Annotated in this window: 21 protein-coding genes and 1 pseudogene; 13 read left to right on the top strand and 9 right to left on the bottom strand. The window is 43.5% G+C overall.

What is annotated here, in order from left to right; all coding sequences use genetic code 11:
- Positions 1-31 precede the first annotated feature (31 nt).
- On the bottom strand, positions 32-1,342 hold the full coding sequence (gene pdxR, locus NQ503_RS10565; protein ID WP_005422304.1) for a MocR-like pyridoxine biosynthesis transcription factor PdxR: 1,311 nt from the start codon (positions 1,340-1,342) through the stop codon (positions 32-34).
- A gap of 104 nt (positions 1,343-1,446) precedes the next feature.
- Here pdxR and NQ503_RS10560 point away from each other — a divergent pair, with 104 nt between their 5' ends.
- Complete coding sequence (locus NQ503_RS10560) at positions 1,447-2,316, top strand: pyridoxamine kinase (RefSeq protein ID WP_044924845.1); 870 nt, start codon at positions 1,447-1,449, stop codon at positions 2,314-2,316.
- Positions 2,317-2,582: 266 nt separating this feature from the next.
- Here NQ503_RS10560 and NQ503_RS10555 read toward each other — a convergent pair whose 3' ends face one another.
- From NQ503_RS10555 to cobI, 3 genes are read right to left on the bottom strand one after another with little or no spacing between them, the layout of a single operon-like run.
- On the bottom strand, positions 2,583-3,314 hold the full coding sequence (locus tag NQ503_RS10555) for an ABC transporter permease (RefSeq protein WP_005422310.1): 732 nt from the start codon (positions 3,312-3,314) through the stop codon (positions 2,583-2,585).
- Positions 3,315-3,328: 14 nt separating this feature from the next.
- The gene (locus NQ503_RS10550) at positions 3,329-4,171 is read right to left on the bottom strand and encodes an ABC transporter ATP-binding protein (RefSeq protein ID WP_005422312.1); all 843 of its coding nucleotides are present in this window, start codon (positions 4,169-4,171) and stop codon (positions 3,329-3,331) included.
- Positions 4,168-4,854 carry a precorrin-2 C(20)-methyltransferase gene (cobI, locus tag NQ503_RS10545; RefSeq protein ID WP_005422314.1) on the bottom strand — a complete coding sequence of 229 codons (687 nt, stop codon included), beginning with the start codon at positions 4,852-4,854 and terminating at the stop codon, positions 4,168-4,170. The genes NQ503_RS10550 and cobI overlap by 4 nt, the downstream gene beginning before the upstream one ends.
- Before the next feature lie 192 nt (positions 4,855-5,046).
- On the opposite strand from cobI, the gene NQ503_RS10540 reads away from it, so the two are divergent.
- A complete protein-coding gene (locus NQ503_RS10540) occupies positions 5,047-5,568 on the top strand; it encodes a hypothetical protein (RefSeq protein ID WP_005422318.1) in 522 nt (173 codons plus the stop codon).
- Between the two features lie 37 nt (positions 5,569-5,605).
- Here the strand turns inward: NQ503_RS10540 and bioA are convergent, their stop codons facing one another.
- The 4 genes from bioA to NQ503_RS10520 are packed head-to-tail and all read right to left on the bottom strand — an operon-like array spanning position 5,606 to position 9,063.
- Positions 5,606-6,790, bottom strand: coding sequence for an adenosylmethionine--8-amino-7-oxononanoate transaminase (bioA, locus tag NQ503_RS10535; RefSeq protein ID WP_005422319.1), 1,185 nt, complete (start codon positions 6,788-6,790; stop codon positions 5,606-5,608).
- Positions 6,787-7,485, bottom strand: a complete 699-nt coding sequence (gene bioD, locus NQ503_RS10530; RefSeq protein ID WP_005422321.1) for a dethiobiotin synthase — start codon at positions 7,483-7,485, stop codon at positions 6,787-6,789. Before bioD ends, bioA begins: the two co-directional genes overlap by 4 nt.
- 7 nt (positions 7,486-7,492) lie before the next feature.
- The gene (bioB, locus tag NQ503_RS10525) at positions 7,493-8,476 is read right to left on the bottom strand and encodes a biotin synthase BioB (protein WP_005422323.1); all 984 of its coding nucleotides are present in this window, start codon (positions 8,474-8,476) and stop codon (positions 7,493-7,495) included.
- Positions 8,473-9,063 carry a biotin transporter BioY gene (locus tag NQ503_RS10520; protein WP_005422324.1) on the bottom strand — a complete coding sequence of 197 codons (591 nt, stop codon included), beginning with the start codon at positions 9,061-9,063 and terminating at the stop codon, positions 8,473-8,475. Before NQ503_RS10520 ends, bioB begins: the two co-directional genes overlap by 4 nt.
- A 115-nt stretch (positions 9,064-9,178) precedes the next feature.
- Here NQ503_RS10520 and NQ503_RS10515 point away from each other — a divergent pair.
- A pseudogene (locus tag NQ503_RS10515) lies at positions 9,179-9,670 on the top strand (hypothetical protein); the annotation flags it as partial.
- A 157-nt stretch (positions 9,671-9,827) separates the two neighbouring features.
- Here the strand turns inward: NQ503_RS10515 and NQ503_RS10510 are convergent.
- The gene (locus tag NQ503_RS10510; protein ID WP_005422332.1) at positions 9,828-10,625 is read right to left on the bottom strand and encodes a sirohydrochlorin cobaltochelatase; all 798 of its coding nucleotides are present in this window, start codon (positions 10,623-10,625) and stop codon (positions 9,828-9,830) included.
- 193 nt (positions 10,626-10,818) lie between these two features.
- On the opposite strand from NQ503_RS10510, the gene cysK reads away from it, so the two are divergent.
- From cysK to NQ503_RS10460, 10 genes are all read left to right on the top strand, one after another.
- A complete protein-coding gene (gene cysK, locus NQ503_RS10505; RefSeq protein WP_022389383.1) occupies positions 10,819-11,751 on the top strand; it encodes a cysteine synthase A in 933 nt (310 codons plus the stop codon).
- 217 nt (positions 11,752-11,968) lie between these two features.
- A complete protein-coding gene (locus tag NQ503_RS10500; protein WP_005422338.1) occupies positions 11,969-13,279 on the top strand; it encodes an O-acetylhomoserine aminocarboxypropyltransferase/cysteine synthase family protein in 1,311 nt (436 codons plus the stop codon).
- Positions 13,280-13,723, top strand: coding sequence for an RrF2 family transcriptional regulator (locus NQ503_RS10495; RefSeq protein WP_005422340.1), 444 nt, complete (start codon positions 13,280-13,282; stop codon positions 13,721-13,723).
- A 93-nt stretch (positions 13,724-13,816) separates the two neighbouring features.
- A complete protein-coding gene (locus NQ503_RS10490; RefSeq protein WP_005422341.1) occupies positions 13,817-14,893 on the top strand; it encodes a LacI family DNA-binding transcriptional regulator in 1,077 nt (358 codons plus the stop codon).
- A 22-nt stretch (positions 14,894-14,915) separates the two neighbouring features.
- Positions 14,916-16,067 (top strand): PP-loop family protein, encoded by a 1,152-nt coding sequence (locus tag NQ503_RS10485; protein WP_022389385.1) that lies wholly within the window; start codon positions 14,916-14,918, stop codon positions 16,065-16,067.
- 178 nt (positions 16,068-16,245) lie between these two features.
- Positions 16,246-17,268: a sulfate ABC transporter substrate-binding protein gene (locus NQ503_RS10480; protein ID WP_005422347.1), complete on the top strand. Its 1,023-nt coding sequence runs from the start codon at positions 16,246-16,248 to the stop codon at positions 17,266-17,268.
- 19 nt (positions 17,269-17,287) lie between these two features.
- Complete coding sequence (gene cysT, locus NQ503_RS10475; protein WP_022389386.1) at positions 17,288-18,124, top strand: sulfate ABC transporter permease subunit CysT; 837 nt, start codon at positions 17,288-17,290, stop codon at positions 18,122-18,124.
- Positions 18,124-18,948, top strand: coding sequence for a sulfate ABC transporter permease subunit CysW (gene cysW, locus NQ503_RS10470; RefSeq protein WP_117627725.1), 825 nt, complete (start codon positions 18,124-18,126; stop codon positions 18,946-18,948). Before cysT ends, cysW begins: the two co-directional genes overlap by 1 nt.
- Positions 18,948-20,006, top strand: a complete 1,059-nt coding sequence (locus NQ503_RS10465) for a sulfate/molybdate ABC transporter ATP-binding protein (protein WP_005425532.1) — start codon at positions 18,948-18,950, stop codon at positions 20,004-20,006. The genes cysW and NQ503_RS10465 overlap by 1 nt, the downstream gene beginning before the upstream one ends.
- A 59-nt stretch (positions 20,007-20,065) precedes the next feature.
- Positions 20,066-20,497 carry an RrF2 family transcriptional regulator gene (locus tag NQ503_RS10460; protein ID WP_005425531.1) on the top strand — a complete coding sequence of 144 codons (432 nt, stop codon included), beginning with the start codon at positions 20,066-20,068 and terminating at the stop codon, positions 20,495-20,497.
- The last annotated feature ends 66 nt before the right edge of the window (positions 20,498-20,563 follow it).

The following is a 20,563-nucleotide window of genomic DNA, read 5'->3' as shown; positions in this document are numbered from 1 at the left end:
GATGATGAAATGCCGGACAGGTGTTTTGTGATTATTTATTAAGAAGTCGGGACAGAAGCTGACAGGCAGGGGCAAAATCGTCTGTCGTAATGGAAGAACAGGAGAGCAGAATGGTGATCGTAGCTGCATTTTCTTCAAGAATCAGAAGAGACATTCCATGCATGCGGGCTTCTTTTTTTAGCTCAAGACCTGTTCTGGCATAAGGAATGGTCAATGCCAGACTTGTTCCTGCGGCACCGGTCTGGATCGTGCAGTTGCTGCCGAATGTATTTCGCACCTCGTTTTCAAGAGCCTTCAGCTTCTGAGCATACAGCTTTTTTAATTTTTTTGTCTGTGAAGTCAGATGACCGTCACGGATAAACTGACAGAGTGCAATCTGTTCGGCTTTGGAAGCAGTCTGGCTGTAGCGTTCTGCAACAGCTGCATATTTTCTGGAAAGAGAAGGCGGCAAGACCATGAAGCTTAAGCGAATCGATGGAAGCAGCAGACGGGAAAAAGAACCAATATAGACAACGCCATGTCCTCCGGCAAGATTAAAGAGGGAAGGTGTTGGACGTTGAAAATAAACGAATTCATTCTCAAAATCGTCTTCGATGATCAGACTGCCTTTCGCTGCAGCGTAATGTACCAGTTCCATACGACGGCTGACGGGCATGATCTCTCCCCATTTCGTCATATGTGCAGGAGAAACATAGATTACGTCACAGTCTTTGTTGCGGTATTGAACTTCAAAACCATAATCAGAAAAAATAGTACTTCCCTGCACAAAAGAAGCGTTTGGAAAAGAAACGGTTTTTCGGTCATGGATCAGAGGACAAAGAAGATTCAGAATACTCTGAACTCCGGCCCCGATCACAATATCGTCAGCAGAACAGTTGACGTTTCTTCGCTGACGGATGTAGTCAGCAAGTACCTGACGAAGATCGGCTTCACCCTGGGGTTCTCCATAGGAGAGAAGACGGTCACTCTGACGAAGTGCGCTTTTGATATAACGCTGCCAGAGGTCAAAACGGAAACTTTCATGATCGACACCGTTGGAAGCAAAGTCATATTGTATTGAAGGCAGATTCGCATGCCAGGAGGTAGTGGAGACTGGCTTTTGCTCTGCAATATTAGTTACATAATAGCCGCTTTGTGCACGGGCAACAATGTAGCCGTCTGCGGCCAATTGCAGATAGGCATTTTCAATAGTTGTACGGCTGAGCTTCAGTTCTGCAGAACATTTGCGAAGAGATGGCATGCGGCTTCCGGCAGGAATTCGCCGTTCCATGATCAGATTTTTGTAATGTTCATATACCTGAAGATACAGGCATTCTTTATTGGAATGAAAAGATAAACTCATAAACTGTCCTCTGAAAAATGAATAAAAGTGGTTATTTTTATAAATACACTTAGATGCTATTCTAAATCAGATAATGAGAAAATGCAAGACGAGGAGATAACAGATTGAAAAAGATCGCGGTATTAAATGATTTATCAGGAATGGGAAAATGTTCTCTTACTGCAGCAATTCCGGTGATTTCCGTTATGGGAATCCAGGCATGTCCGCTTCCGACAGCGGTATTAAGTGCGCAGACGGGTTTCCCTTCTTATTATTGTGATGATTATACGGATCGTATGGATGCGATTATGGAAGAGTGGAAGAAGATGGATTTTTATCCGGATGGAATCTATACAGGATTTTTGGCAGACGCACGTCAGGCCGATAAAGCAGTTGAATTTATTGAACAGTTTGCAAAAGAAGACACAAAGATACTTATAGATCCTGTTATGGGGGATAATGGAGAAGAGTACCCGATTTATACGGAGGCACTCTGTGAAAAAATGCGTTTTCTGGTCAGAAGAGCGACGGTGATAACACCAAATCTGACAGAAGCGCTATTGTTATTATATGGCGCACAGCGTGCACATGTATTGTGGAAGGAGCTATCACTTATGGATGAGGAGAGATTGCTGAAATTCACAGAAAGTACAGGGAAGGAACTTTCAAAAGAGTTTGATACGGAAGTGGTTATTACAGGAATTGATCTTCCTGCGAGGGAGAATCATCAGGAGATAGGAAACCTGATCTGTCAGGATGGCAATACGACCTGGGTGACTGCAGCAAAAGAGGGTGGCAGTTATTCCGGTACAGGTGATCTGTTTGCATCGGTTTTGAGTGCCGGTATGGTGAAAGGAATCGACACGGTGGATTCTGTGCACAGGGCCGTGAAGTTTCTGGCGAAGGGGATTCATGATGCGGTAGTTGAAGGCACCGACCGGAATGAAGGAATTTGTTTTGAAAGATATCTTTCTGAATTAGCTACTGAAAATTAGAACTTTAGAATCACATTTATATAATTCACGAAAAGCTTCCTGATCTGTTCAGTCACAAGGCTTCGGAGTCCGGAAGTACTAAGATATAACCTGCCTGCAAAAAGCATTCGCAAAAATTGCTAACTCGCCGATGGCTCAGACAAGTGTTATTTTTGCTATCTACCTAAAAGATGGTAATTTCAGCAGTAAGTTCAGAGAAAGGACAGCTTTGGCGCAGAAACTGTCCTTTCTTCGGAATATTTACTGTGTGAATTCCCAGTTATCTTTTAAAGATTCTTTTTCTTATAGATAAACCATGATGCAATCGCTGTAAAAACGATCAGATATGTCATAAGTATCGCAATTCCCGACATTGCAAATCCCTCTCCTGCAGAGATGCTTCGGATCATATGACTTGTCTGGGAAAGCGGCAGTGCAGAGATAAATTTTCCAAGAAAACCAGGAAGCTTTTCTGTAGAGAAAAATGTATTGCACAGATATGCCATTGGCATGATGATGTAGTTCGAAAAACGCGGTACATCTGCATGGTTTTTGGCAAGGAATGAAACGACAACACCGATTGCAGAAAAAACAGCTCCATTCAGGAACATGACAAGGAAAGACCAGCCGTTAAAGATCAGTCCGGTGTCGATCGGCATTGTCAGAACCAGAATAACGCCACCTGCATAAAAACCACGAAGGCTTCCGCCGATGATCTGACCGGCAATAAACTGCCATAACGGTGTAGGAGAGATCAGTACCTGATCGAAAGCCTTCTCATAAAGTCGCTGCACATTCAGATTCTGTGCAATGGCATTAAAGCTTCCATTCATTGTCGTCAGTGAAACAACACCCGGGATCAGAAAGTTCAGATAAGGTTCTCCATGTGAGATTGTCTGGATTCCCATTCCAAATACGACCAGATACATCAGTGGGGCAATCATTGCCGCCAGCGTGATCTTGTAGAAATCTCTTCGAAATTCGACCCATTTTTCCCATAAAATTGTAATAATTCCCATAACCAGCTCCTCCCTTATGATGGCATCAGATGTCGTCCGGCACGTTCAACAAACACATCTTCCAGCGTTGTTTCGCGTAGAGAAGCCTGTCCGGAAAGACCGGAGAGATAGGCAATTGCTTCTTCACGACTGTGAAAATAATGACTATGAGTTTCGTCTCCGGCAAATTCATCAACGGTGTAATTTCCAAGACTGTCGATCAGTCCGGCCGGAGTATTGACTTCCTCTAGTTTACCGTGGTCCATCAGAGCTACACGGCTGCAGAGATTCTGAGCTTCCTCCATATAATGAGTAGTCAGAAGAATGGTCAGGTTTTTGCCGTTTAATTTGCGGAGCAGATTCCACATCTGACGACGGGAAAGCGCATCCATACCGGCGGTCGGTTCATCCAGAAGCAGGATCTCAGGATCTGTCAGGAGGGCCCGACATACCATCAGTTTCCGCTTCATGCCGCCGGAAAGCTTACGGACTGTTCGTTTACGAAACTTGATCAGATCACAGAACTCCAGAAGTTCTTCTGTACGACGTTTGATTTCTTTGCGTGGCATGAAATAAAGACGTCCCTGATATTCCATGATCTCGTCCATATTCATGTCCTGGCGCATGGAGTACTCCTGTGTGATTACACTGATCTTACGCTTGAGATCCGGTCGGTTTCGTGTCAGCTTCTGTCCATCGATCAGGATTTCTCCTTTAGTCGGAAGAAGAAGCGTAGAAAGAAGACTGATCGTCGTAGTCTTTCCGGCACCATTCGGTCCAAGAAGACCGAAGAATTCTCCGGTCTCAATTTTGAGATCCAGAGAATCCACAGCAGTAAAATTATCAAATGTTTTTGTCAGATTCTTTGTTTCGATCATTTGTGCTCCTTCGCAATGATCAGAGAATAGTAGCCGGCATCATCCGGAATTTCCTCAACTCCATGATAGATATGTTCCTCTGGCATGCCACAGTTTTCAACCATGAGGACATCACGGCCGCTTTTGGCGAGAATTTCCTTTACCTGATTCATTTTCTTTCCTGATTTCATCAGAATGTAGTTTCCGGATTCTGTCAGTTCACTGTCAAGACGATGGACAGCAGGAACGATATGAAGCTGTTCGTTCCATTCAGACAGAGAAATGTTCAGTCGTGCAGCTGCAGCACAGAAAGAAGTGATTCCGCTTACCAGCTCTGTGTGATATCCGTCTGCCTCTACGCGATGCTGCAGATAGGAAAAAGTAGAATATACACATGGATCACCAAGAGTCAGGAAAACAACATTTTTTCCCTGATCAAGACAGGCTTCCAGAGTTTTTGCGCCTTTTGCATGATTTTCTTCAAGTTCCTTTGCATCATGTGTCATCGGCATGTAGATTGGAAGAAGTTCTTTTTCTTCCAGCTCCGGAACTGCCTGTACTGCAATTTTATAGGCAACGGTTTCTTTAACGTCTGCACCAGGTACAGCGATGATCTCATTTTCACGGATCATGCGAACTGCCTTTAATGTCATTAATTCCGGATCCCCAGGTCCGACGCCAACTCCATATAATGTACCTTTCATAGCTAAAAACCTCCTGAATTCATTTTTGAAATGATCTTAAATTTACATTATGCTGTGAAGTCTCATTCACAGACATATCTTTTTTATTATACTAGAATTGTATAGTGTTTGCAATGTAGGATTTGCTGTGTTATCATAGTTTCTATAGATAAAATTTGGCAATATTTAAAAAGAAAAAAATGGAGTAGAGAAATGAAAAGAAAACTTTCAAATCTGATTGCTGCTGTATTTATCGGCATTGGAGCTTTTTCCTGCATCTGTCAGGCGGCAGGCATGGATATTGACAAAGAGGATGGAGAATATTCCATTCAGGTGGATCTTGAGGGCGGAAGCGGAAAGGCAAGTGTGACATCGCCGACAATTCTGACTGTGAAGGATGGTCAGGCTTACGCACAGATCCAGTGGAGCAGTTCAAATTATGATTATATGATCGTAGACGGAGAGAAATATCTTCCGACCAATGAAGAAGGTATGAATTCTGTTTTTGAGATTCCGGTGCTCAGTATGGATGAAGGAATGCCGGTGATCGCAGATACAACAGCAATGGGAGCACCTCATGAGATTGACTATACGCTGACCTTTTATTCGGATTCTATTGGTTCAAAGAGCCAGCTTCCACAGGAAGCAGCCAAGAGAGTCGTGGCAGTTGCCGTTGTGATCATTGTTGGTGGGGGAATCCTGAATTATTTTGTTAATAAAAGAAATCGCTGTTAGATATGTTGAATAGAATTGAGGAGAAGAAGGGCTGGTTTCAGTGAAACCAGTCCTTCATTACGTCAAAAATCTGAATGAGTTCCTCGTCGGAGATCACATAAGGAACCATGGAATACATATAGTTTAAGAAAGGTCTGCAGAAGACCCCGCGTTCATAGGCAAACTGCTGGAAACCTTCCAGCGTCTTTGAATCATGGACTTCGACGCAGGTACAGCCGCCCATGATACGGACTTCTTTGATGCGCGGGTCAGAGAAATTTTCCATTTCCTGACGGGAAATCTGTTCGATATGTCGGATCTTGCTCATATAATCGTCTCGTTCAAAGATCTCGATTCCCTTAAGTGCAACGGCACAGGCAAGTGGATTTCCCATAAAGGTCGGACCGTGCATCAGGGCAAGGCGGTCATCGTCACTATAAAAAGTGTCAAAGACTTTGTGGTTTGCAACGGTGACAGCATGTCCGATATAACCGCCGGTCAGGGCTTTTCCGAGAACCAGGATGTCCGGAAGGACAAGGTCGGATACAAAGCGGTTTCCGGTACGTCCGAATCCTGTTGCAACCTCATCAAAAATCAGAAGCACATCATATTGATTGCACAGTTCTCTGGCACGTTTCAGGAAAGAAATATCATACATCCGCATGCCGCCGGCGCCCTGGAGCAGCGGCTCTACGATAAAGCAGTTCAGCCGGTCATGATACAGTTCAAATGCATCCTCAAGCGCCGGAATCTCTGTCGGGATATGAACGACGCCTTCTTTTTTGTCAAAAGCGAAATGATAATCTTCGTCATCTCCGACTTCCATTGCCTTGAAAGTGTCTCCGTGGTAGGCATGTTCCAGAGCCAGCACCAGAGGGCGTTTCCTTCCCTGATTGGTGTTGTACTGGAGTGCCATCTTAAGAGAGACTTCTACTGCGACACTTCCTGAGTCAGAAAAGAAGCAGTAGTCCAGGTCACCCGGAAGAAATTCCTGAAGCTTATCAGAAAGTTTTTCTACCGGTTCATGGGTGAGACCGCCGAGCATTACATGGCAGAAACGGTCAGCCTGTTCTTTGATGGCGGCGGTCAGCTCCGGATGTTTGTAGCCGTGGATCATGCACCACCAGGAAGAAATTGAATCGATCAGCTTCTGGTCTTTGGTGTAGAGATGCACGCCTTCTGCATCCAGAATCCTGTAAGGCTCTTTCATTGTTTTCATCTGTTCATAAGGATACCATATCATCTGATCTTCACCTCGTCATAAAGTGCACTCAGCACATCTGCATCTGTTTCAAGTTCTGTGGCATTGTCCTGTACCTTCGCAAGCACAGGAAGCCCTGTCATATGTTCACACATAAAAATATTATCTTCTTCCATGATGTTCCCCGGATGGTAATGATTAAAAATGATACCCTTAAGCGGAAGGTTGTGTGCCTTCATATATTCGAAAGTCAGGACAACACTGTTGATCGTGCCAAGACCGGCATCGGCGATAAGGATACTGGAAAGATTAAATTCCCGGATCACATCTTCAAGCTGGATCTTATGCTCATCAAAACAGAGAGGGCAGAGGATTCCGCCGCTTCCTTCCATGGTGATGTAGTCATAGTTCTCAGCGACTTTCGCAAAACCTTCGCGGACAACAGCGAGGTCAACAGGATTTCCTTCCACGCGGGATGCAAGGTGTGGCGACCAGGCATTTTCATATACATAAGGGCACATTTCGTCAAGCGGCTGTGAGATACCGGACATCTGTCGCACAAAAAGTGCATCGCCCGGGATTAGGCTTTCGTCTGACCGGCGGTCATTTCCGCTCATGGCTGCTTTGTAGTAAGCTGGATTTTTGCCTGCCTGTGCAAGTTTTTTTACGATTAGTCCGGCAATAAAGGTTTTGCCGATATCTGTTCCGGTTCCGGTGAGAAAAATTGCTTTGCTCATTTTTATTTTACACTTCCTTCCAGTATTCAGGAGTTACGTCACGTCCCATGTCAGCGAGCATCTTGCGGTCGCTTCGGATCGTCGCACATGCAACGGTGGTCAGCATGTTTCCGGTGATGGAAGCGGAAGCTCCGGCTTTGAAAGCAGTTTCTCCGTCGTTGGTGAGAAGTGCGCGTCCGGCAGCGAGACGGATGTTTGCCTCCGGGTTGATATAGCGGAAGAAGGCGATCGTACGCAGGATATCCGGCTCAGAAAGTTCCGGTAGATGTTCCAGAGGTGTTCCTGGGATCGGCATCAGAGCATTGATCGGGATGGAATCGATGCCAAGTTCAGCAAGGCTGATCGCCATATCCAGACGGTCTTCCCAGGTCTCACCCATGCCGATGATACCGCCGGAGCAGGCACACATGCCTTCAGCTTTGACTTTTTTGAGGGTCTCGATCTTCATGTCGTAGGTGTGTGTGGTACAGATATTCGGGAAATTTCTACGGGAGGTTTCGATGTTGTGGTGGTAGCTGGTCACACCTGCCTCGTGAAGACGGTGAAGTTGTTCGGCAGAAATAAATCCCATGGAAGCGCAGAGGTCAATCTTGCATTCTCTGTGCATGGTTTCGTAAGCATGGATTGCCTGGTCGAATTCTTTTCCTGTCAGAGCTTTTCCGGCGGTGACGATGGAAAAACGGTCGACACCTTCGGACTCATTCATCTTACAGGCTTCAAGGATCTTTTCCTCCGGAAGAAAATTGTAAACTTCGCAGGAAGTGTGGTGGTGTGCGGACTGTGCACAGTATTTACAGTCTTCCGGACATCTGCCGCTGCGTCCGTTGATGATTGAGCAGAGGTCTACTTTATCTCCGATACAGGCTTCTCGAATGCGGTCTGCACCTTCACATAATTCATCCAGATCGCAGGTGAGAAAGAAGGAAAGATCATCCTCTCTTGTGATCCTGCGTCCGTCAATAATTTCCTGGGCTAAAGTAAGTGGGTTCATTTTGCTGTCTCCTCCGTATGTAATAAAGTTGTATTGGAATCAGAAAGGTACTGGATCACGACCGGACGAACACGTCTGGCAATGATGGCCCCAAGGATGCTTAAAGCGATGTCACCAGGTACTGCAAGAAGAAAGCAGTAGAGGATGAGCGGCCAGATTCCGATTGGTGTGTCGATCACATAATTGCAGATCACATAGTAGTAGATCATGCCGCAGGCATAGACGATCATAAGTCCAGCCAGGTTTGCGAGCAGGTAGCGGAAGATCGTCTTTTTCTTCAGATGTTCTGCGATACGTCCTGTCACGTAAGTTCCGAGGCAGAATCCAATGATATAGCCAAAACTCGGCTTAAAGACATACCAGAGACCGCCGCCCTCAGAGAAGATCGGAAGCCCTGCAAGCCCCAGAAGCATGTAGGCAACGACAGAGATTGTTCCACGTTTAGAACCAAGCAGCAGCCCTGCAAGCATCGTAAACAGATACTGCAAAGTAAAAGGAACCACCGGCACCGGGATCTTGATAAAAGCCCCCGCTGCAATCAGCGCAGTAAAAAGACTGCAGTAGATTAAAGTTTTTGTCTTTGACATTTGTAAACCTCCAAAATCTTTATGGTTTACAATTTTAAAAGAAAGAAAAGATAATGTCAACTAAAAAAATAGAAAAGTTTACAATTGCATTTAGATTTAAAACAAGACCGTTTAATGCTGGGGACATGTGGGAGTGGTACTGATCTCTACGATTTTCTTCAGCACTTTTGGAATAGAAAACTGGAAAATCCTTGCACGCATCTGGGCGGTCATTCCGGTACTTAATGGAATCGTATTTCTGACTTCCCCGATCTATTCCCTGCATGAAGAAGGAGAGAAAGGACTTTCTATTAAAGGACTCTGCTCCATGAAGATATTCTGGGTCGTTATGCTGATGATGACCTGTGCAGTCTGTGGATTTTCTGTTGGAATTATGTGGCCGGGAACATTCAGCATTGCATCGGCATCCATCAGAGGTGGAGGTACGGCAATGTTTGCATTGCTTGCTCTTGCAGGAGACCTTGGCTGCTCCGGTGGTCCGACACTTGCAGGTTTTGTATCCAGCAGTGTGGGGAATAATCTGAGAATGGGAATTCTTGCGGCAATCGTATTCCCAGTGCTTTTACTTATGGGAATTCAGATATGTAAAAAGAGGCAGGAGAACTGAATAAAAGAGAAGCGTACATTATAAATGAATATGGAAAAAGGTCTGGACCTTTGAGAATGATACAGTTCCATGCTGCGTAAACAGGCAGAGAAAAACTGTAAATATTCCCGATGGGTACAGACCTTTTTGCTTTATAGGACATTACTGCATAGATATATTATTTCATGGAATCAATGGCTTTTTGTGCATGCTCCACATACATCCTGCGTATTCCAGGATATTCACCCAGTCCTTTGATGATCGGACAGACTTCAAATCCGGCATTTTCAAACTGACATACCCAGGAATCCGGAGAATCACCAGCCATATCATTGTGTGCATGATCGCCTGCTACGATCATAAAAGGTGTTACATAGATTTTGGATGGCTGGAAAGATGTTACCTCTTTTACCAGATCATGGATGGTTGGATCAACTTCGACGGTTCCGATAAAAACATTGGCGTGGGCGGACTCTTTGAATTTCTGATCAAGTCCTGCATACACGGTGTTTACCTGATGGGTTGTTCCATGTCCCATGAATACAAGAGCTTCTGTTTCTTTCAGATCAGAAAATTCTGTTGTTACTGCGTTGATTGCCTGTGATTCATCTTTCGAATCTGCAAGAAGAGGAGTTCCAAATGCGATTTTGTCAAAAGATTCTTTATAAGAAAGAACTTCTTCTTTCATAATATTATTCTCGATACCGTCCAGGATATGGGTCGGCTGAACAACCACCTCCCGGATCCCGTCTGTGATCATTTGTTTAAGAGCTTCCTTTACAGTCGGAACCGTATAGTTATCTCTTTTTTTCAGAATTGAGATGATAAATTTACTGGTCCATGCACGATAGATCCGATGATCCTGAAAAGCGTTTCTAATGTCCTGCTCAATCTTCTCTATAGTGGCTTTTCGGGATGCTTCATAGCTGGTTCCGAAGCTCACGACCAGAATCGCTTTATCTGTCTGCTGATTCATAAAAAGTATTCTCCTAAGTATTTATTTTTCGCGTATAAATGAATTATACAATACTGCGAAAAAAAGTTCAAATTTTTTCCAAAAACCTATTGACATTTCGGGTAAAAAGGAATAACATACTAAACATATCAAAGAGGTATGTTAATAAAAAACAGACACGAATAAATAAGTAAAAAGAAAGGCGGTAAACACCATGGCAAACATTTATAAAGGAACACTTGGACTGATCGGAAACACTCCACTTGTAGAAGTAACAAATGTAGAGAAGGAACTTGGACTGGAAGCAACAATACTTGTGAAACTGGAATATTTCAATCCGGCAGGAAGTGTAAAAGACAGAATTGCAAAAGCAATGATCGAAGATGCAGAAGCCAGGGGACTTCTGAAAGAAGGAGCCGTAATCATTGAGCCTACATCTGGAAATACAGGTATTGGTCTTGCTTCTATCGCGGCAGCCAAAGGCTACAGAATCATTCTTACCATGCCAGAGACTATGAGCATTGAACGTAGAAACATCCTGAAAGCTTATGGTGCTGAACTGGTTCTGACAGAAGGTGCAAAAGGAATGAAGGGTGCTATCGCAAAAGCAGATGAACTTGCAAAAGAAATTCCAAACAGCTACATCCCGGGACAGTTTGTAAATCCGGCAAACCCGGCTGCACATAAAGCTACTACAGGTCCTGAGATTTGGAAGGATACAGACGGAAAGGTAGACATCTTCGTAGCTGGTGTCGGCACAGGCGGAACACTTACAGGAACAGGAGAATACCTGAAAGAGCAGAACCCGGATATTAAGATCGTAGCAGTAGAACCTGCAACTTCCCCGGTTCTTTCCGAAGGAAAAGGCGGCCCGCATAAGATTCAGGGTATCGGAGCAGGATTCGTTCCGGAAGTCCTGAACACACAGATTTATGACGAGATCATGCCAATCGACAATGAAGTATGCTTCACAACAGCAAAACTTCTTGCCAAGAAAGAAGGCGTTCTCGTGGGTATTTCTTCAGGAGCAGCTCTTTATGCAGCAATTGAACTTGCAAAACGTCCGGAAAACAAAGGAAAGACTATCGTAGCACTTCTTCCGGATACTGGTGACAGATATTACTCAACAGCGTTATTTACAGAATAAAGGAACACCAGGGTTAAAAACTGCAAAAGACGTTCGTGCTTGCACGATAAGGCTTTTGAGTTTGGAACCCGCCAAATATGAGAAAGTAGCGATTTACGATAGTAAATCAGCGGATTTCGAATATTTGCAGGAGTGTGGGAGTAGCTTGCTACGGAACACTCCGTGGTACATAATATAGCAACAAAAATTCAAAAAAACAGAAAAGAGGATCAGATTCATGGGTGAAAAAATCACAAGAGAAAACAGAAAATTCAAATTTGAAACACTTCAGCTTCACGTAGGACAGGAACAGCCGGATCCGGTTACTGACGCAAGAGCCGTTCCAATCTACCAGACTTCTTCTTATGTATTCCGTAACTGCGATCATGCAGCAGCTCGTTTCGGACTGGCAGATGCAGGTAACATCTATGGTCGTCTGACAAACCCGACAGAAGATGTTTTTGAAAAAAGAATTGCAGCTCTTGAAGGTGGTACAGCTGCACTTGCAGTAGCTTCCGGTGCAGCAGCAATTACATATACAATCGAAAACCTTGCACAGAATGGAGATCATATCGTAGCAGCAAAGAATATCTACGGTGGAACAACAAACCTTCTGGAGCATACACTTCCGGCATACGGAATCACAACAACATTTGTTGATATCTTCAATCTTGAAGAGGTAGAGAATGCAATCCAGGACAACACCAAAGCACTTTACATCGAGACTCTTGGAAATCCGAACTCTGACGTTGTTGACGTTGAGGCATGCGCTGAGATTGCACACAGACATCAGATTCCGCTTGTTGTAGATAATACATTTGCAACACCATACCTTGTAAGACCGATTGAATACGGTGCTGATATCGTTGTTCATTCTGCAACAAAATTCATCGGTGGACATGGAACAACAATCGGTGGTGTCATCGTTGAAGGTGGTAAATTTGACTGGGAAGCTTCCGGTAAGTTCCCGTCTCTGACAGAGCCAAACCCGAGTTATCATGGAATCAGCTTTACAAAAGCATGCGGACCGGCTGCATTTGTTACAAAGATCCGTGCAATCCTTCTTCGTGATACAGGAGCAACTATTTCTCCAGTAAGCTCATTCATCTTCCTGCAGGGACTTGAAACACTGTCTCTCCGTGTAGAACGTCATGTTGAGAATGCACTGAAAGTTGTTCAGTATCTGAATAATCATCCGCAGGTAGAAAAAGTTCATCATCCGTCTGTAACAGATGATGAAAGCCAGAAGGCACTGTATGCAAAATACTTCCCGAATGGTGGTGGATCTATCTTCACATTCGAAATCAAGGGAGATGCACAGACAGCCAAAGACTTCATCGATAATCTGGAACTGTTTTCACTCCTTGCAAACGTAGCAGATGTTAAATCACTGGTTATCCATCCTGCAACCACCACACACAGCCAGTGCACAGAAGAAGAGCTTCTGGATCAGGGTATCAAACCGAACACAATCCGTCTTTCCATCGGAACAGAAAACATCGATGATATCATTCAGGATCTGGACGAAGCTTTCAAAGCAATCCAGTAATTGAAATTCTGTAAAAAAACCAGATATGGTCTCACTGCGTTGGTGGATCTGGCTGCTCAGCCGTCCACCACACCGGTAGCCCTGAAAACCATTGCTGAGAGAAATGACATTTCTCTCCAGTTTCTGGAACACATATTTGCCTCGTTCCGCAGAACAGGCATAGTAAAAAGTGTCAAAGGCTCCCAGGGAGGATATAATCTGGCAAAAGCTGCTGACGAGATTACGGTTGCATCTGTGGTGGAAGTACTGGAAGGCAGTTACCACCTTGAAGATGAGGATGTTCTGGCGGAAAACAGTTATAAAGGAATCTCTGACACGATTCAGAAACTGGTGGTGGATTCCGTCAACCAGGAACTCGATCAGATTCTGTCAAATTTAACTTTGGCACAAATGAGCGGATATTATTCCGATCACTATGATAAACAGGAAATGTACTATATCTGAATATTACCGGGGGTTAGAGACACAGGGCTGTCCTGACTTCCGGTTCTTTTTTTACTGAGATCTGTCGAAGGAAGGCAGAGAGAGGAAATACATATGTCAATCAAAAAGATCGCAGAAAAAGCAGGAGTATCTATATCAACCGTATCACGTATCCTGAACCGGCCGGATTACAAATGTTCAGTGCCTGGCCTCAGAGAAAAAGTCTGGTCAATTGCCATGGAAATGAATTATGTTCCAAATGAGGCGGCACGTAACCTGAAAAAGGGAACACAGGCAAAAGAAAGCAAAATCTGGTATATCAATGTCCTTATGACACGTACAGATGAATCCAGAACAGATCCTTTTTTTACAGAATTGCTCAGGGTTGTAGAAAGTGAGATACATGAACATAACTGTATTTTATCAAAAGTCTGGTATATGCCGCTTTTTTCTGATGATCGAAAATGCAGAAGAGAAAATCTTGACCAGATCATTCAGCGAATGTATACTGAGACAGAAGAAAATAAAGATGGACTGATCATCATTGGACGCTGTAATCCGCTTGCTTTGAAGAAACTGAATCAGAAATACAGAAGTGTTGTATCTGTTAATCGAAATTCTACAAATTATGAAGTTGATGAGGTTTTGTGCGATGGAAAGAAAATTGCACAGATGGCAGTTGAACATTTGATCTCGCTTGGTCATAGAAACATCGGATATGTAGGCGGCTGCAGAAATGAAGATCGTTATGTTGGTTATCTGGATACGTTGAAGAAAAATAACCTGGATGTCATACCGGAGTATGTAGTAGAAACAGATCAGACAGAGAGAGAAGGCTATGAGGCAATGGAGAAGCTTTTGAAATCTGAGGACTGCCCGACTGGCATTTACTGCGCAAATGATATCACGGCTGTGGGTATACTGAAATATCTCAGAAAGTGCAGAAATCTGTATTTTACTCCATCCATTATAGCCAGTGACGATATTGAAGAAGCGCAATTTACCAAACCAATGCTGACGACAGTTGGTCTTCCAAAAGAAGAAATGGGACGATTTGCCCTGTATCTGCTTCTGGACAGAATGAAAGGCGGCCATTCGGGAGTAGTCCGAATGGAACTATCCGGGAAACTGCTGGTAAGAAACAGCTGCTCTCATGTTTCGGAGAGCTTCTGGAGTGATTACTGTATATAAGAAAAGTATAAGGAAGATTGATATGTGTATTAGAACAATTGAAGAGTTACAGGAAGATACAAGAGAAAAGCAGATCATAGATATCCGTGATGCCGCGGATTTTGAGAAGGAGACTTATCCTGGTGCGGTCAATATTTACTGGGAGGAATTGGCAGCGCATATGGATGAAATACGTAAAGACTGTCCGGTTTACCTGCTCTGTTATACCGGTCAGAAGAGTGAAGAAATCGCAGAAGAGCTGACAGAACAGGGATATGAAATTTACAGCATCAAAAATGGCTATCGTGCATGGCTTAAGATGAAGCTCAGCAAAATGATGGCTGATCACAATGCGGCGGAACAGCGTACAAAGGACATTGAACGAAGCATTATCAAGAAATTCCGCAAACCTATCTGGAGACGGTTTACGAAGGCAATCAGAGAATATGAACTGGTGCAGGATGGTGATAAAATTGCAGTCTGCATTTCTGGTGGAAAAGATTCCATGTTGATGGCAAAGTTGTTTCAGGAGCTTTCCCGTCATGGAAAAAAGAATTTTGAAGTTGTCTTTCTTGTAATGAATCCGGGATACAATGAGATCAACTATCAGACGATCAAAGATAATGCACAGATCCTGAATGTTCCGATCACAGTATTTGAGTCGGATATCTTTAATATTGTAGCATCTGAGGAACAGTCACCGTGTTATCTCTGTGCTCGTATGAGAAGAGGTTATCTATACAGCAAAGCAAAGGAACTTGGCTGCAATAAGATTGCGTTAGGGCATCATTATGACGATGTTATTGAAACGATCCTGATGGGAATGCTTTACGGTGCGCAGGTACAGACGATGATGCCGAAGCTTCACAGTACAAACTTTGAGGGAATGGAACTGATTCGCCCGCTGTATCTGATCCGTGAGGCGGATATCATTCACTGGGCGAACTACAATGATCTTCATTTTATTCAGTGTGCGTGTCGTTTTACGGAGCATTGTGCTTCCTGTGGTGGTACGGAAAAAGGTTCCAAGCGTGCAGAGATCAAGGAATTGATTCACGAACTCGCTCAGAAAGATCCGGTAATTGAGTATAATATTTTCCGAAGTGTTGAGAATGTAAATCTGAATACAGTCATTGGGTATAAACAGGATGGTGTGAGACATAATTTCCTTGATACTTACGATGATGTGAAATAGCTTCCGGCAGGATTGCAGCTGTTATCATAAATGATGGCAGCTGCTTTTTTATATGCCTGTGCAAACGTTTTCTTATAAACATATTTAAAAACTATGTTTATTGGTATATAATGCCATTAACGTAAAACATACCAATCACATATGTTAACGAAATGATCATCCAACGGGAGTGGAATAAATGATAAAAAAGAAATTCAGAAACATCTGCCTGGTATCAGTACTTGGAATAGCTGCATTTGCCGGCGTCTGTTCTTACGATGCCGGTGCAGGTTCAAACATACATATCATCAATGTTTCTTATGATCCGACAAGAGAACTTTACGAGTCCTATAATGAGATTTTTAAGGAACACTGGAAAGAAAAAACAGGACAGGATGTTGATGTGATCCAGTCACATGGAGGCTCCGGCAAACAGGCACTGGAAGTGATCAACGGCCTGCAGGCAGATGTAGTGACACTTGCACTTGATTATGATATTGATGCAATCGAAAATGCCGGCATGATTCAGAGTGGATGGAAGGAAGAACTTCCTGATGACAGTGCTCCGTACACATCTACGATCGTATTTCTGGTACGGAAAGGAAATCCAAAGAATATCCAGGACTGGGATGACCTCATCCGAGATGATGTCGATGTGATCACTCCAAACCCGAAGACATCCGGCGGTGCACGATGGAATTATCTGGCAGCCTGGGCTTATGCTCAGAAAATATATAATAATGATGAAGAGAAGATGGAAGCATTTATAAAGAAATTATACCAGAATGTTCTGGTACTGGATTCCGGAGCAAGAAGTGCTACGACCTCTTTTGTAGAAAACGGGCAGGGAGATGTGCTGATTGCCTGGGAAAATGAAGCATTTCTTTCTGTAAAAGATGATCCGGATGAATTTGAGATCATTGCTCCGAGTATCAGTGTTCTGGCTCAACCGTCGGTAGCTGTTGTGGATGAGGTCGCAGAGAATCGTGGTACAGAAGAAGTTTCCAGGGAATATCTGAATTATCTGTATTCTGATGACGCACAGAGAATTGCAGCTGAGAATTATTATCGTCCGGTCAATCAGGAAATTTTGGAGGAATACAGTGATGTTTTTGATCTGAATATGGAACTGAAGACGATTGATGATTTTGGCGGCTGGCAGGAAGTGCAGCGGAAACATTTTGCAGATGGAGGAGTTTTTGACAGAATCTATGGAAACTAGAAGATGAGGAGTGGATATTATGAAAAAAAGCAAAAAAAGAGTGATACCGGGATTTGGACTGACGATGGGTGTGACAATCACTATGCTGAGCATTGTTGTTCTGATTCCGCTGGCGTCACTTGTAATCTATTCTTCCCAACTTGGGTTTAATGAATTTATTGAGGTTATAACCCGTAAAAGAATTTTATCCAGTTTTTATGTGAGTTTTATTACGGCTCTTGGAGCTTCTTTTGTAAATGCAGTGATGGGGCTGATCCTGGCATGGGTGCTGGTACGTTATGAATTTCCGGGAAAAAGGATCATGGATGGAATGATTGAACTTCCATTTGCGCTTCCAACAGCAGTAGCAGGCATTTCTCTGACTTCCCTTACTTCGGATCAGGGACTGATCGGAAGCTTTTTTGCAAAGTTTGGAATTAAGATTGCCTATACAAAGCTTGGAATTACATTTGCACTGATCTTTGTGGGGATTCCTTTTGTAGCGAGAGCTGTTCAGCCGGTTCTTGAGAAACTGGATGGTTCTTATGAAGAAGCGGCAAGAGTTATGGGCGCAAAGCCAGCCTATATTTTTCGAAGAGTGATTCTTCCGGAACTTTTACCGCCGCTTTTGACTGGAACCGGACTTGCATTTGGACGATGCCTGGGAGAATATGGAAGCGTAGTATTTATTGCAGGAAACAGACCGTATGAAACAGAGATCACACCATTGATCATTATGTCTGAATTACAGGAATTTGATTATAAAAGTGCCACATCCATTGCACTGGTTATGCTGGTGGCTTCATTCCTGATTCTGTTTCTGATGAATCTGATGCAGGCACGCAATTCAAAAAGACTGAGAGGAGGCAATGCGTGATGGGTAAGAAAAAAGAATCAAAGCTGGTCAAATATCTGCTGATCGGAATCAGCATTCTCTTTCTTTTTGTTATGCTGGTGCTTCCTTTGATTGTAGTTGTAACGGAGGCATTGAAAAAAGGATGGCAGGTTTATGTGGAAGCGGTGACAGATTCTTTTACGATCGCTGCACTGATGCTGACGTTAAAAGCAACAGTCACTGCGGTATTATGTAACACTGTTTTGGGCTTATGTGCAGCCTGGGCAGTGACGCGATTTCAGTTTAAAGGGAAAAAATTTCTGACGACTCTGATCGATGTACCAGTCACGGTTTCGCCAATCATTGCAGGTCTGATCTATCTTCTTGTATTTGGAAAACAGAGCATTCTTTACCCGTATCTGCAAAAAGCAAATATCCAGATTGTATTTGCTGTTCCGGGAATCATTCTGGCGACTGTATTTGTAACATTTCCATTTGTTTTTCGTGAATTGCTTCCGGTACTGGAGTCGATTGGAACGGATGAGGAAGAAGCAGCAGCACTTATGGGAGCAAAAGGATGGACGATTTTTTCAAAAATAACATTTCCACATATCAAATGGGCGCTGTTGTATGGAATCGTACTCTGTACTGCAAGAGCCATGGGGGAATTTGGCGCAGTATCTGTACTGTCAGGTCATCTCAGGGGACTGACGAATACATTGCCGCTGCATGTAGAAATTTTATTTAATGAATTCCAGTATGTTTCGGCATTTGCTGTATCATCAATTCTGGTAATCATGGCAATTATTCTTCTGGTCATTCGAAGCATCATGGAGTATAAAGGCAAAAAAGAGGAGGAAGCATAATGTACGTGGAATTAAAAGATATCAATAAAACCTTTGGGGGCTATAAAGCTTCAGATCATGTTTCCTTCGGAATTGAGAAAGGAAAACTGATCGGTCTGCTTGGACCAAGTGGAAGTGGAAAAACGACAATACTACGTATGATTGCGGGACTGGAACAGCCAGACAGCGGGGAGATCATTATTGACGGAAAAGTAGTGAATGATATACCGGCAAGCGAACGTGGAATAGGATTTGTATTTCAAAGTTATGCGTTATTTCGTTACATGACAGTTTATGACAATATTGCATTTGGTCTGAAAGTACAGAAAGCGGATAAAACCTATATTAAAAAAAGAGTAACGGAATTGATTGAACTGATCGGACTGAAAGGACTTGAAAAAAGATATCCAAGTCAACTTTCCGGTGGTCAGAGACAGAGAGTGGCTTTTGCGAGAGCTCTTGCACCAAATCCGCAGCTTCTTCTGTTGGATGAGCCGTTTGCAGCGATTGATGCAAAAATCCGACAGGAACTTCGTACGTGGTTGAAGGATATGATTGAAAAACTTGGGATCACCAGTATTTTTGTTACGCATGACCAGGATGAGGCAATTGAAGTGGCAGATGAGATCATTATTACAAACCGGGGACATATTGAACAGAAAGGCAGCCCGGTAGAGGTATATCAGAGTCCTGAAACTGCTTTTAGTGCGTCTTTTTTTGGACAGGCGGCTACAGTCAGGGATTATCATGTCTTCAATTACTTTGAAGATATTCCGGGTGCAGAATATGCAATTGTACGTCCTGAGTTTGTAAAGGTGACCAGAAAAAATGAAGTACAGAAATACAAAAGTTCTGCATCGGAAGCAGATGTTGAACGTGTGGCTTTCAGAGGCAGTTATTTTGAACTTCAGCTGAAACTTGGAGAAGTTGTGCTGTCTGCAAGAAGAGGACTGGATGAACCCCTGGTCCGTCAGGGAGAAAAAGTGGATGTGTTTGTACAGCGGCTTTTTGTAATAAAAGAAAACAAAGTATATGCACTGGAGAACAGCTCTGCAAGAGAAGATTATCTTGTAATCTGATGATTGACACTTGTTTTCCCTATAACCTTGTGGTATAATAGGTTTATGGAGGGGATTTCATGAAGATATCAACGAGAGGACGTTATGCGATCCGCGTTATGCTGGATCTTGCAGAACATAATAATGGAGAGTATATTCCATTAATGGACATTGCGAAAAGACAGGAGATTTCTGAGAAATATCTCGAGTCCATTGTTTCTGTCTTGAGCAAACAGAAATTTGTCAAAGCGCTTCGAGGAAAAGGTGGAGGGTATCGCCTGGTCAGGACTCCTGCTGAATATACGATCGGAAGTATCCTGCGTATCACGGAAGGTTCAATGGCACCGGTTGCCTGTCTGGATGATCATCCGAATCAGTGCGAGAGAGCGTCATCCTGCAAAACACTGCAGATGTGGGAAGGTTTCTATAAGCTGCTCAATGAATATTTTGACGGAATTACTTTGGAAGACCTTCTGGAGCAGAGCACAGATACAGGAGACTATGTAATCTGATGAATAGCGCGGAACAAAGGGCAGATCAGAATAAGTAAAATAGCTGTCGGATCAAGAGAACAGAAC

The organism is Blautia obeum ATCC 29174 (assembly GCF_025147765.1).
Taxonomy (GTDB): Bacteria; Bacillota; Clostridia; order Lachnospirales; family Lachnospiraceae; genus Blautia_A; species Blautia_A obeum.
This window is presented reverse-complemented; position numbering and strand designations above follow the sequence as displayed.

What these genes read in the sequence shown, in the direction of transcription:
- pdxR (WP_005422304.1), bottom strand. Translation starts at nt 1,342, where the DNA reads ATGAGTTTATCTTTTCATTCCAATAAAGAATGCCTGTATCTTCAGGTA.
- NQ503_RS10555 (WP_005422310.1), bottom strand. Translation starts at nt 3,314, where the DNA reads ATGGGAATTATTACAATTTTATGGGAAAAATGGGTCGAATTTCGAAGA.
- NQ503_RS10550 (WP_005422312.1), bottom strand. Translation starts at nt 4,171, where the DNA reads ATGATCGAAACAAAGAATCTGACAAAAACATTTGATAATTTTACTGCT.
- cobI (WP_005422314.1), bottom strand. Translation starts at nt 4,854, where the DNA reads ATGAAAGGTACATTATATGGAGTTGGCGTCGGACCTGGGGATCCGGAA.
- NQ503_RS10540 (WP_005422318.1), top strand. Translation starts at nt 5,047, where the DNA reads ATGAAAAGAAAACTTTCAAATCTGATTGCTGCTGTATTTATCGGCATT.
- bioA (WP_005422319.1), bottom strand. Translation starts at nt 6,790, where the DNA reads ATGATATGGTATCCTTATGAACAGATGAAAACAATGAAAGAGCCTTAC.
- bioD (WP_005422321.1), bottom strand. Translation starts at nt 7,485, where the DNA reads ATGAGCAAAGCAATTTTTCTCACCGGAACCGGAACAGATATCGGCAAA.
- bioB (WP_005422323.1), bottom strand. Translation starts at nt 8,476, where the DNA reads ATGAACCCACTTACTTTAGCCCAGGAAATTATTGACGGACGCAGGATC.
- NQ503_RS10520 (WP_005422324.1), bottom strand. Translation starts at nt 9,063, where the DNA reads ATGTCAAAGACAAAAACTTTAATCTACTGCAGTCTTTTTACTGCGCTG.
- NQ503_RS10510 (WP_005422332.1), bottom strand. Translation starts at nt 10,625, where the DNA reads ATGAATCAGCAGACAGATAAAGCGATTCTGGTCGTGAGCTTCGGAACC.
- cysK (WP_022389383.1), top strand. Translation starts at nt 10,819, where the DNA reads ATGGCAAACATTTATAAAGGAACACTTGGACTGATCGGAAACACTCCA.
- NQ503_RS10500 (WP_005422338.1), top strand. Translation starts at nt 11,969, where the DNA reads ATGGGTGAAAAAATCACAAGAGAAAACAGAAAATTCAAATTTGAAACA.
- NQ503_RS10490 (WP_005422341.1), top strand. Translation starts at nt 13,817, where the DNA reads ATGTCAATCAAAAAGATCGCAGAAAAAGCAGGAGTATCTATATCAACC.
- NQ503_RS10485 (WP_022389385.1), top strand. Translation starts at nt 14,916, where the DNA reads ATGTGTATTAGAACAATTGAAGAGTTACAGGAAGATACAAGAGAAAAG.
- NQ503_RS10480 (WP_005422347.1), top strand. Translation starts at nt 16,246, where the DNA reads ATGATAAAAAAGAAATTCAGAAACATCTGCCTGGTATCAGTACTTGGA.
- cysT (WP_022389386.1), top strand. Translation starts at nt 17,288, where the DNA reads ATGAAAAAAAGCAAAAAAAGAGTGATACCGGGATTTGGACTGACGATG.
- cysW (WP_117627725.1), top strand. Translation starts at nt 18,124, where the DNA reads ATGGGTAAGAAAAAAGAATCAAAGCTGGTCAAATATCTGCTGATCGGA.
- NQ503_RS10465 (WP_005425532.1), top strand. Translation starts at nt 18,948, where the DNA reads ATGTACGTGGAATTAAAAGATATCAATAAAACCTTTGGGGGCTATAAA.
- NQ503_RS10460 (WP_005425531.1), top strand. Translation starts at nt 20,066, where the DNA reads ATGAAGATATCAACGAGAGGACGTTATGCGATCCGCGTTATGCTGGAT.